Annotated in this window: 9 protein-coding genes; 7 read left to right on the top strand and 2 right to left on the bottom strand. The window is 74.5% G+C overall.

What is annotated here, in order from left to right; all coding sequences use genetic code 11:
• Both IE312_RS06340 and IE312_RS06335 read left to right on the top strand, forming a co-directional pair.
• Positions 1 to 887: Ppx/GppA family phosphatase (locus IE312_RS06340; protein ID WP_229899170.1), on the top strand; the 887-nt coding region annotated here is incomplete at its 5' end.
• Between the two features lie 111 nt (positions 888 to 998).
• Positions 999 to 2,504, top strand: coding sequence for an MFS transporter (locus IE312_RS06335; protein WP_189979142.1), 1,506 nt, complete (start codon positions 999 to 1,001; stop codon positions 2,502 to 2,504).
• Positions 2,505 to 2,556: 52 nt separating this feature from the next.
• Here IE312_RS06335 and IE312_RS06330 read toward each other — a convergent pair whose 3' ends face one another.
• Positions 2,557 to 3,432: a helix-turn-helix transcriptional regulator gene (locus IE312_RS06330; RefSeq protein WP_189979140.1), complete on the bottom strand. Its 876-nt coding sequence runs from the start codon at positions 3,430 to 3,432 to the stop codon at positions 2,557 to 2,559.
• Between the two features lie 134 nt (positions 3,433 to 3,566).
• On the opposite strand from IE312_RS06330, the gene IE312_RS06325 reads away from it, so the two are divergent.
• The 5 genes from IE312_RS06325 (at position 3,567) to IE312_RS06305 (ending at position 10,202) form a co-directional block, all read left to right on the top strand.
• On the top strand, positions 3,567 to 4,319 hold the full coding sequence (locus tag IE312_RS06325; protein WP_189979138.1) for an SDR family oxidoreductase: 753 nt from the start codon (positions 3,567 to 3,569) through the stop codon (positions 4,317 to 4,319).
• Between the two features lie 624 nt (positions 4,320 to 4,943).
• Positions 4,944 to 7,124 carry a glycoside hydrolase family 31 protein gene (locus tag IE312_RS06320; protein ID WP_370467528.1) on the top strand — a complete coding sequence of 727 codons (2,181 nt, stop codon included), beginning with the start codon at positions 4,944 to 4,946 and terminating at the stop codon, positions 7,122 to 7,124.
• Between the two features lie 119 nt (positions 7,125 to 7,243).
• Positions 7,244 to 8,458: a carbohydrate-binding protein gene (locus tag IE312_RS06315; protein ID WP_189979136.1), complete on the top strand. Its 1,215-nt coding sequence runs from the start codon at positions 7,244 to 7,246 to the stop codon at positions 8,456 to 8,458.
• Positions 8,459 to 8,622: 164 nt separating this feature from the next.
• A complete protein-coding gene (locus IE312_RS06310; protein WP_189979135.1) occupies positions 8,623 to 9,087 on the top strand; it encodes a hypothetical protein in 465 nt (154 codons plus the stop codon).
• A gap of 134 nt (positions 9,088 to 9,221) precedes the next feature.
• A complete protein-coding gene (locus tag IE312_RS06305; protein WP_189979133.1) occupies positions 9,222 to 10,202 on the top strand; it encodes an SMP-30/gluconolactonase/LRE family protein in 981 nt (326 codons plus the stop codon).
• A gap of 24 nt (positions 10,203 to 10,226) precedes the next feature.
• On the opposite strand, the gene IE312_RS39050 is transcribed toward IE312_RS06305, so the two are convergent.
• Positions 10,227 to 11,260, bottom strand: a 1,034-nt coding sequence (locus tag IE312_RS39050; RefSeq protein WP_306419715.1) for a biotin/lipoyl-containing protein, incomplete at its 5' end; no start/stop codon positions are given.

Raw genomic sequence — 11,260 nt, 5'->3', positions numbered from 1 at the left:
TCGGCCCGGACGGCACCATCGCCGACGAGGCGGTGGAACAGCTGGTGAAGGCGGTCGCCGCGGCGGGTGCCACGGCCCGGCGGTGGCGTGCGCAGGACCCGCTGGCCTTCGCGACCGCGGTCGTGCGCGGCGCCCCGAACCGCCACGAGGTGCTGCAGCGGGTGGCGTCCGGCACCGGTATCCGCATGTGCACGCTGCCCGGCGAGACGGAGGCCGAGCTGACCTTCCTCGCGGCCCGCCGCTGGCTCGGCTGGAAAGCGGGCCCCCTGGCACTGCTCGACATCGGCGGCGGCTCCCTGGAGGTGGCCTTCGGGCGGGGCCGGCTGCCCGACTTCGCCGCGTCCCTGCCGCTCGGGGCGAACCGGCTGACCCGGGAGTACCTGGGCGTCCAGGACCCGCCAGGACCGGACGAGCTGAAGGAACTGCGCCGCCGCATCCGCCACGAACTGCGGGACGTGGCCTCGCGGATCCGCTGGGAAGGTCCGCGCACCGCCGTCGTCACCTCCCGGACGTTCCAGCAACTGGCCCGGCTGTGCGGGGCCGCGCCGGGACGGTACGGCCCGTTCGTGGACCGGGAACTGGCCTGCCGGGACCTGCGCGAGGCGGTGCGCTCCCTCGCCGGGCTGCCCGCCGCCGAACGCGCCCGGCTGCCCGGGATCTCCGCGCCGCGCGCCGCCCAGAGCCTGGCCGGGGCGGTCGTGGGGCACACGGCGCTGAAGCTGATGGGCCTGCGCCGGGCCGTCGTCTGCCCGTGGGCGATCCGCGAGGGCGTGCTGCTGCGCTACGCCGAGGACGGCGGCGAGTGGTGGACGGACGCCACGGGCGGGACCGGCAGCCCCGCGCCGGCCCTGGCGGCCACCTTGTGCATCGCCGGTCCGCCCGCCTGACCGCCAGGGCCGGGAGGCCGGCCCGCTTGCCGGCCCGTCGGCCGCCCCCGCATGCCGGACGGTCGCCCATCCCCGCTGGCCGGGCCCCGGCCGAGGTCCTAGCGTCGGAGCATGCAGTCGCCCCACGGCGAGCCGGCCGTGGACTCGGTGCCCGGTCTGTCCGCCGGGTCCGTCGCGCTGGCCTGGCTGACGCAGTTCCTGGTGGGTACCGACCTCTTCGTGGTGGCGCCGCTGCTCCCGCGCATCGCGGCGTCGTTCGCCGTCTCCGTGGCCGGCACCGGCCTGCTGGTCACGGCCTTCTCGATCGCGTACGTGGTGGCGTCGCCGTTCGCCGGCTGGGTCTCCGACCGGTGGGACCGCGCCTCGGTGCTGGTGGTGGCGCTGGTGCTGTTCTCGGCGGCCAACGCCGGTACCGCGCTGGCGCCGGGTTTCGGGGTGCTGCTGATGGCCCGCGTGGTGGCCGGCCTCGCGGCCGCGGCGACCGGGCCCACCGTGTACGCCCTGGTCAGCGTGCGTGCACGGCCCCGGGCCCGGGCGCAGGTGCTGGCCGTGGTGGGATCGGGCCTGCTGACCGCCCTGTGGGTGGGCGCGCCGGCCGGGTCGCTGCTGGGGCGGTACGTGGGCTGGCGGGCCGCCTTCGTCATCCTGGCCGCGGGCACGTTCCTGCTGGCGTTCCCCCACGCGTGGGTCTGGCGGCCCCGGCCGACGCCGTCGGCAGGCGCGCCACAGCGTACGACCGGACGGCCCGGTGAGGGCGTCATGACGCCGGACGGAACCGCGCGCCCTGCTCCGGCCGCCACAGCGCCGGACGGAACCGGACGGCCCGGCACGGACACCACGGCCACGGCAAGGGCCGGACGGCCCGACGCGGCCGTCACGGACGGAACCGCGCACCCCGAGGCAGCCACCACGGCACCGGACCGCACCACGCGGCCCGCCGAAGCCATCACGGCGGCGGACGGAACCGGGCGGCCCGGTGCAGGGAGCACCGCGACCGGGAAGATCCGACGACCCGGTACGGGCGTCACGGTGCCGGGGCCGGCCCGGCGCCCCCGGGCGGGCGTCGCCGTGGTGGCCGTCGCGGTGACGACCCTGTGGGCCTTCTCCGTGTACAGCCTCTACACCTTCCTGGCCGTCGCGCTGCACGCGGACGGCAGGGCCGGCGTCGTGCCGTGGCTGCTGGTCGGCTACGGCATCGGCGCCGTCGTGGGCGGACAGGTGGGCGGCCGGTGCGCGGACCGGGCCGATCCGGTACGGGTCACCAGGTCGGCGCTGGCGCTGACGGCCGGGATGGAAGCCGTCGTGGCCCTGGTGTTCCCCCGCACCGGGGCGCTGGCCGGCGCCCTGGCCGTGTTCGCGTCGGCCGCGTACGCCTTCTTCCCCGCCCAGCAGCGCCACCTGGTCGACCTGTTCCCCGAGCGGGCGACCGCGCTGCTGTCGTGGAACAACAGCGCCCTGTTCGTGGGACTTTCTCTGGCCGGCGCCGTCGGCGGGCCGGTCGTGCACGCCCTGGGCTACCCCCCGTTGCTGTACATCGGCGCCGCCGTGGCGGTACCGGCCTGGCTGGTCGCCCGTGGCCGGCCGGACCGGAGCCGGGGGAAGGGGGAGCCGTCCTGAGGGACGCGCCGGTCCCGCCCGGCCGGTACCGGTCCGGGACCGCCGAGGAGGTTCAGCCGGACCGCCGTCCCAGCCGGTCCGTGCCCGGCGGCGCGAGGTCCTGGGTGCCGATCACCGACAGCAGTTCCAGCTGGGCGGCTCCCTCGGTGCCCGGCGGGGCGCTGAACCACAGCAGGCGCTGCCGGCCGTCCTCGCTGAACAGGTTGTGGCAGTCCAGTTCGACGACGCCGAGCGAGGGGTGGACGATCCGCTTGCGGTCGGTGCGGCGCAGGGCCACGTCCCGCTGCTCCCACAGGGCGGCGAACTCCTCGCTGCGCCGCCGCAGCGTGGCCACGAGCCGGGTGACGTCGGGGTCCTTGGCGCGCCGGGCGGCGACGGCCCGGAGGTCGGCGGTGAACACCCGGGAGTGGCGCGGGTGGTCCTCGGCCGGGTGCAGCGCGCGGGCGGCGGGGTCGGTGAACCAGCGGTAGGCGAAGCTCGCTTCGAGTCCGCGCCCGATCGGTGCCGGACCGAGGAGGGCGACGGCGAGCGGGTTCTGCGCGAGGGGTTCGTGCAGGTCGGTGATGATCTGCGCCGGGGTGGTGACGAGCCGGTCCAGCAGACCGAGCAGCGCGGGCTGGGGGTGCGCGGCGGGGCCGTGGGCGACGGCCGGGAGCGGGCGTTCGGCGAGGTGGAAGAGGTGGTCGCGTTCGTCGCCGCTCAGCCGGAGCGCGCGGGCGAGGGCGGCGAGGACCTGCGCGGAGGGCTGGGCGCCCCGGCCGCGTTCGAGCTCCGTGTAGTAGTCGGCGGACAGCCCCGCGAGCTGGGCGACCTCCTCGCGCCTGAGCCCCGGCACCCGGCGGCGCGGGCCCGCGGTCAGGCCGACGTCGGCGGGGCGGACCCGGTCGCGCCGGGACTTCAGGAAAGCGGCCAGTTCCGAGTGGTTCACGCCTTCCATGGTCACGCCTCCGGCCGCGCGGAGCCAGGGGTTGCCGACCCCAGGGTGCGGACAGCCCTGGCTGGCGCCCGGGCCGGGACGGAGGCTGGAGGCACTTCCCGCCCCCTGCGACCACAGGAGCTCCCATGTCCGTTCAGGCACACCCCGCACAGACCCGTGTCGCCGTCGTCACCGGCGGTTCGCGCGGTATCGGCCGCGAGACGGTGACGCGGCTGGCCGCCGCCGGCCACGCCGTGGTGGTCGGCTACGCGGCCGACGGCGAGAGCGCCGGGGCCGCCGTCGAGGAGGTCACCGCGGCGGGCGGCAGCGCGCTCGCCGTCCGCGCCGACGTGGCCGACGAGCAGCAGGTCGCCGCGCTGTTCGAGGCGGCGACGGCCGAGTACGGCGGGGTCGATGTCGTCGTGCACACGGCGGGCCGGATGTATCTGGCGCCGATCGCCGAGCTGGACCTCGCGGAGCTGGACGCCCTGCACCGCACCAACGTCCGCGGCACCTTCGTGGTGGCCCGGGAGGCCGCCCGGAGGCTGCGCAGGGGCGGCGCGCTCATCACCTTCTCCACGTCGGTGGTGGGCCTGGCGTTCCCCGGCTACGGCGCTTACAGCGCGAGCAAGGGGGCCGTCGAGGCGTTGACCCTGGTGCTGGCGCGCGAACTGCGCGGCCGGGACGTCACGGTGAACGCGGTGGCCCCCGGCCCGACGGCGACCGAGCTGTTCCTGGACGGCAAGGACGAGGAGACGGTCGCCCGGCTGGCCGCCCAGCCGCCGCTGGAGCGCCTGGGCACGCCGGCCGACATCGCCGAGGTGGTGGCCTTCCTCGCCTCTCCGGCCGGTCACTGGGTGAACGGCCAGGTGGTCCGCGCCAACGGCGGCATCGTCTGAGCCCCGCCCGCCACGGTCTTGACATGAACTGAACCAACCCCGAGGCTTCGTGCGTGAAGTTGCTCGATCGGCGCTCGTTCCAAGCGTTTCCGAGCACCGGCGGGCGATGCAGCCGCAAGAACGGTCAGTCCGCGAAGGTGCGAGGGGAGCTGTTCCGCCGTGCGAAGACTCCGATACCGTCCGCCGTGGCCGGCCTGGATACCGCTGGGGCTGGCGTGCGTCCTGGCCGGGACCGCGCTCGCCGCCCCGGCCCGGGCCGCCGCCCCCGCGTCCGGCGCCGTACTGGACCCGGCGCACAGCAGCGTCGACTGGCACGGCCCGGTCTATGCCAAGGGCACCGGAGGCGGCCCCGAGACGTGCCCCGACGCCGCGGCCGACCCCGGCGGCACGGTCTGCGCCCGCTTCGGCCTCACGGTGTCCGTGCCGGACGGCTACTGGGACGACAACCCCGAGGGCGGCGTCCCGCTGTCCGTCAGGTGGGAGCGCCCCTCGGACGACTTCGACGTGTACGTCTACGACGGCCACGGCAAGCAGGTGGCCTCCAGCGCCGGCACCGCGGACCCCGAGGCCACGCTGATCCCCCGGGCCTCGGGCACCTACCAGGTGCTCGTGGTGCCGTACGACGTGCACGACGACTCCTTCACCGGCACCGCGTATCTGCCCGCGACCACGGACGCCGGTGACCTCACGTCGTTCTCCGGCGGCGACGGCAGCTACACCTTCGGGGCCGGGCAACTCACCGCGCGGGCCGATTTCCTGAAAGGCGGTCAGCTGCGCCTGCGGGCCGATCCGCCCGGCGCGCCGGAGGGTCGGGCCGGCACCGCCATCGTGCGCGCACAGCCGGCACCCGAGCGGCACACCTCGTCCTTCGACGCCGGGGACTACTACGGCATCCGGTCCCCGGAGGCGGTACTGCGGGTGTACAAGAAGCCGCTGCGCTTCGGCCTGTACCGGCCCGACGACCGCACCCGGATCTGGCAGGAGGACAAGCCGCTGCGCTGGTCGACCGGCGGGCTGCGGCAGAGCCTGGAGCGGGGCGCGGACGAGCAGTTCTTCGGCGGCGGCGAGCAGAACGGCAGCTTCTCGCACCGCGGCCGGACGGTGTACGTGGCCAACAGCTTCGACTGGAACGAGGGCGGCTACAACAACTCGCAGCCCTTCTACCTCTCCAGCGCGGGCTACGGCGTCTTCCGCAACACCTTCGCGCCGGGCGTGTACACCTTCGGCTCCCCGGTGACGACCGGGCAGCAGGAACGGCGCCTGGACGCCTACTACTTCCTCGGTGACGCCAAGCAAGTGATCGGCAAGTACACGGCCTTGGTCGGCAGGCCCTTCATGCCGCCGGTGTACGGCCTCGAACCGGGCGACTCCGACTGCTACCTGCACAACGCCAACCGGGGCGAGCGGCACACCCTGGACGCGCTCAAGATTGCCGACGGCTACACCGAGCACCGGATGCCGCTCGGCTGGATGCTGGTCAACGACGGGTACGGCTGCGGGTACGAGAACCTGGAGCAGACCGCCGGGGGCCTCAGGGACCACCACGCCCAGCTCGGTCTGTGGACCCAGGACGGCATCGACAAGCTGGCCGGCCAGGTCAGGGCCGGCCAGCGGGTGGCCAAACTGGACGTGGCCTGGGTCGGCAACGGCTACGCGTTCGCGCTGGACGCGTGCGACGCCGCCAAGAAGGGGATCGAGGACAACAGCGACGCCCGCGGTTTCGTGTGGCTGCCGGTGTCCTGGGCGGGGGCCCAGCGCTGCGGGGTGCTGTGGAGCGGCGACCAGAAGCTGTCCTGGGACTACATCCGGTGGCAGATCCCGACGTACGCCGGGGCGACGATGTCCGGCATCGCCTACAACACCGGCGACATCGGCAGCATCTACCGGCACGACGCCGAGATGTACACCCGCGACCTGCAGTGGAAGGCGTTCCTGCCGGCCGTCATGACGATGGACGGCTGGGCGAGCGACATCGCCACCGGCAAGCCCGCCGACCAGCAGCCGTGGCGGGACGGTGAGCCGTACACCTCGGTCAACCGCAGGTACCTCCAGCTGAAGGAGCGGCTGCTGCCCTACATGTACACGCTGTCCGCGCAGGCGGCGAGGACGGGTGTGGGGGCGGTGCGCCCGCTGTGGCTGGAGTACCCGGACGACCCGGCCACCCTGGACGGGCGGGCGAGGTACGAGTTCCTGTCCGGGCCGGACTTCCTCGTCGCCCCCGTCTACCAGGACTCGGACACCCGCGACGGCATCTACCTGCCGAAGGGCACCTGGACCGACTACTGGACCGGCCGCACCTACCGGGGCCCGGCCACCCTGGACGGCTACCACGCCCCGCTGGACACCCTCCCGCTGTTCGTGCGCGAGGGCGCGATCGTGCCCATGTGGCCCGAGGGCACCACGAGCTGGCAGACCCGCGACCGGCACGAGCTGGACTGGGACCTGTACCCGGCCGCGCACGGCACCGGTCGCTACACGCTGTACGAGGACGACGGCGTGACCCGTGCCTTCGCCGAGGGCGCCGCGGCCACGCAGCGGGTGTCGGTGCGGGCCGACGGCCGGGGGACGACCGTGACCGTCGGTGCGAGCAGGGGCGACTACGCGGGCAAGCCGGACGCCCGGACGTACCGGTTGACCGTGCACGGTGGCACCGCTCCCGCGCGGGTCCTGCTCGACGGGCGCCGGCTGCCGGACAGCGCGTGGTCGTACGACGCCGGCACCCGGGTCACCACCGTCGGCACGCCGAGCCTGCCGCTCGGCCGCGGGTTCACCGTACGGCTGGCCGGCCCGGGAGCCGCCAGGTAAAGGGATCGCATGGTCTAGTCCAAAGTGGGCTTTGGTCTAGTCCAACTCATTGACGTGACCGCAACAGTCCCGGAGGGTGGGGCTCCCCGCTGTGGGGTCCCCACCCTCTGGAGGCACACGTGAGACGTCTTCGGGCATGTCTGGGCGCGGCGGCGGCCGTCACCCTCGCCGCCGCCGGCAGCACCGCGCTGGTCGCGGCCGACGCCTCGGGCGCGACCAGCGCGCTCAGCAACCGCTGGTATGCGGCCGCCCCTTATCTGATGCCGCTGGACAACGACCCGCCGGACCCGGCCGCCATCATGGACGCCACCGGCCTGAAGGCGTTCCAGCTGGCGTTCGTCCTGGCGCCCAACGGCGGCGGCTGCACGCCGACCTGGGGCGGCACGGCACCGGTCGCCTCGGACACCGCGGTCCAGTCGGTGATCAGCACCATCCGGGCCAAGGGCGGCGACGTCTCCGTCTCCATCGGCGGCTACGGCGGCACCAAGCTCGGCCAGGCCTGCGCCGACCCCGCCGCCACGGCGGCGGCCTACCAGCAGGTCATCACCAAGTACGGGCTGCACGCCATCGACTTCGACCTGGAGGAGCCGGAGTACGAGAACAGCGCGGCGATCCACAACGAGATCGGCGCCGCGAAGATCCTGCAGCAGAACAACCCCGGGCTGTACGTCTCCGTGACCACGGCCGGCACCGCCGACGGCACCGGCTGGTTCGGCAAGCAGATGCTGCTGGAGGCCAAGTCGCAGGGCTTCACCCCGAACAACTTCTCCATCATGCCGTTCGACGGCGGCTTCAACGGTGCGGCGAGCCAGACCGGCGCGCTCACCAACTTCAACTCCGTCCTGCAGTCCACGTTCGGCTGGGACCAGGCGACCGCCTACGCCCACGAGGGCTTCTCGGGCATGAACGGCCGCAGCGACACCGGCGAGTACTTCACCCAGGCCGACTTCCAGACGGTGCTGGACTACGCCACGAGCCACCACATGGACCGGTTCACCTTCTGGTCGCTGAACCGCGACCGGCAGTGCACGCCGGCCGACAACGGCGGCCGCACCTCCGGCACCTGCTCCAGCGTGGCCCAGAGCTCCTGGGACTTCGCCAAGTACTCGGTGAAGTTCGCCGGTGCCACGCCGCCGGACCCGACCCCCACCCCCACGCCCACCCCCACGCCGACCCCGGCCTCCTGCAAGCCGGCCTGGAGCGCGGGCGCGGTGTACACGCAGGGCAACGAGGTCTCGTACGGCAAGCACAACTGGAAGGCGAAGTGGTGGACCCAGAACGAGGTGCCGGGCGCCTCGCAGTGGGGACCCTGGCAGGACGAGGGCGCCTGCTGACGCCGCCGCCGGCCCGGACGGCCGGGGCGCCCGCCCGGTGATCCGCGCGCCGACCGTCTCCCCGGCTGACAAAACGGCCCTACCTGCGCGACTGGTGCAAATGGCGGGACGGTCGTAGCGTCGGGTGCACGCGGTCGGACACAGCACGACGGGTGGGAGCGGCCATGCGCGCATCACTGGTGGGAACGACGGTCACCCTCGCGGCGGGGGCCCTGCTCACGGCGGCCGTGACCACGGCCACGGCCGGCGGGCCGGCCGGCCGGCCCGCGCACCCCGCCCACGCCGGTACGACCCGGACCGTCCTGGTCGACTGCCTGTGGCACCGCACCGTCCGCCCGGACGACTTCATCCTGGCCTGCGGCGACGGCAACAGCCGGCTCACCGGACTCCACTGGTCCCGGTGGACTCCGGACGGCGCCGTCGCCGTCGGCGTGAACATGGTCAACGACTGCAAGCCGTACTGCGCGGCCGGCAGCTTCCGCGCGTACCCGGTGACCGTCCGGCTCGACGACGCCAAGCCCTGGAAGAAGCAGCCGGGCGTCCAGCACTACACCCGGATGAGCCTGACCTACCAGCAGGACCGCCCTGAGGGCTTCCAGCAGGTCATGACGTATCCGCTCTGGGACTGAGGGCTGGGCGGAGGGCCGGGCTGGGCCGCGCGGGCGATCCCGCGGCCCGGCCCCCGCCACCGGCGGCCCCTTCCCCGTCATGTTGGTGTGGCCCCGCACGCCGGCGCCCCGCGCGCCGACCGAGAAGAGGTCACATGCCCCGACTCCCCCGCCTGACCGGCGCCGCCACGGCCGCTCTCGCGCTCGGCCTCGTCGCCGCCGCGCCCGCCACCGGCCACGAGCCGCTCGTCACGGAGGCGCGCGTCCTCGCCCACTTCGACCTGGCCGCCGGGCAGGCCCCGGAGAACATCGCGCTCGACCGTGACGGCTCCGCCGACCTGACCTTCGCCTTCGCCCGGCAGATCGCGCACGTCACCCCCGACGGCCGCACCCGGATCCGCGCGACGCTGCCCGCCGTGGCACACCCGGCCACGCCGCTCGTGCACCGCGCCGCCGTCACCGGCATCGCCCGCGCCCAGGACGGCACCCTGTACGTCGGCTACGCCACCGGCACCGACGCGACCGGCATCTGGCGCCTCGCCCCGGACGGCACCGCACCGCGGCTGATCGCCGCGCTGCCGGCCGACGGGCTGCCCAACGGGCTCGCCCTCGACGAGCAGCACGGCCTGCTCTACGTGGCCGACTCGGTGCGCGGCACCATCTGGCGCGTCCCGCGGGCGGGCGGCACCGCCACGGCGTGGGCGACGGGCCGGGCGCTCGCCCCGCTCCCCGCGGCGCCCGGGCACGGCTTCGGCGCCAACGGCCTCAAGGTCCGCCGGGACTCCGTCTGGGTGTCCAACAGCGACCGGGGCACGCTGCTGCGCGTCCCCGTCGCCCCGGACGGCTCCGCCGGCCCCGTCGAGACCCGGGCCGACGGGCTGCCCGGCATCGACGACTTCGCCTTCCCCGGGCACGGCAAGAGCGTGCTGGCCGCCCTCAACTCCGGCAGCGAGGTCGTCCTGGTCCAGCCGGACGGCACCGTCACGAACCTGCTCACCGCACGGGACGGCCTGTCGAACCCGACCTCCGTGGCCGTCCGCGGCCGGACCGTGTACGTGCCGAGCGCCGCGCTGACCACCCGGCGGGACCCCAACCTCCTGCTGTCCCGGCTGCGCCACCTCATCGGCCGGGGTTAGGCGACCGGGGCCACGCCGGGGCCGTCAGGCCAGTTCCGCCAGCAGGTCGCCGCCCTCCACCTGCTGGATGCGGTTGATGGCCAGCCGGGAGACGCGGCCCGCCCGGGGAGCGGTGATCGTGGCCTCCATCTTCATCGCCTCGATGGTGGCGATCGTGGCACCGGCGGCCACGTCGTCGCCCTCCTCGACGGCCAGGGTCACCACACCGGCGAAGGGCGCCGCGACATGGCCGGGGTCGGACCGGTCGGCCTTCTCCGTCACCGGGATGTCGGAGGCCGCCGCACGGTCCCGGACCTGGATCGGGCGGAGCTGGCCGTTGAGCGTGGACATCACCGTGCGCATGCCGCGCTCGTCGGCCTCGCCGATCGCCTGCAGTTCGATCAGCAGCCGGACGCCGGGCTCCAGGTCGACGGCGTACTCCTTGCCCGGGCGCAGGCCGTAGAAGAAGGCCTTGCTGTCCAGGACGCTGGTGTCGCCGAAGGACTGGCGGTGCGTGTCGAACTCGCGGGTCGGGCCGGGGAAGAGCAGCCGGTTCAAGGTGGCCCGCGGCTCCTTGGCCAGTCCCTCGCGGTCCTCGGCGGACAGCTCGGGCGCGGGCCTGGGCGCCGCGCGGCCCTGGAGCGCCTTGGTGCGGAACGGCTCCGGCCAGCCGCCGGGCGGGGTGCCCAGCTCGCCGCGCAGGAACCCGATCACCGAGTCGGGGATGTCGAACTTGTCGGGGGTCGACTCGAAGGCCTCCGGGGAGACGCCGGCGCCGACGAGGTGCAGGGCCAGGTCGCCGACGACCTTGGAGGACGGGGTCACCTTGACCAGGCGGCCCAGGATGCGGTCGGCGGCGGCGTACATGGCCTCGATGTCCTCGAAGCGGTCGCCGAGGCCGAGGGCGACGGCCTGGGTGCGCAGGTTGGACAGCTGGCCGCCGGGGATCTCGTGGTGGTAGACCCGGCCGGTCGGTGAGGCGAGGCCCGCCTCGAACGGGGCGTAGATCCTTCGCACCCCCTCCCAGTACGGCTCCAGGTCGCCGACCGCCTGGAGGTCGAGACCGGTGGGCCGCTCGG

It is taken from the genome of Streptomyces capoamus (genome assembly GCF_014654935.1).
In the GTDB taxonomy this organism is placed as follows: domain Bacteria; phylum Actinomycetota; class Actinomycetes; order Streptomycetales; family Streptomycetaceae; genus Streptomyces; species Streptomyces capoamus.
This window is presented reverse-complemented; position numbering and strand designations above follow the sequence as displayed.

Coding starts and splice junctions, on each gene's coding strand:
- IE312_RS06305 (WP_189979133.1), top strand. CDS start 9,222: ATGCCCCGACTCCCCCGCCTGACCGGCGCCGCCACGGCCGCTCTCGCG.
- IE312_RS06310 (WP_189979135.1), top strand. CDS start 8,623: ATGCGCGCATCACTGGTGGGAACGACGGTCACCCTCGCGGCGGGGGCC.
- IE312_RS06335 (WP_189979142.1), top strand. CDS start 999: ATGCAGTCGCCCCACGGCGAGCCGGCCGTGGACTCGGTGCCCGGTCTG.
- IE312_RS06325 (WP_189979138.1), top strand. CDS start 3,567: ATGTCCGTTCAGGCACACCCCGCACAGACCCGTGTCGCCGTCGTCACC.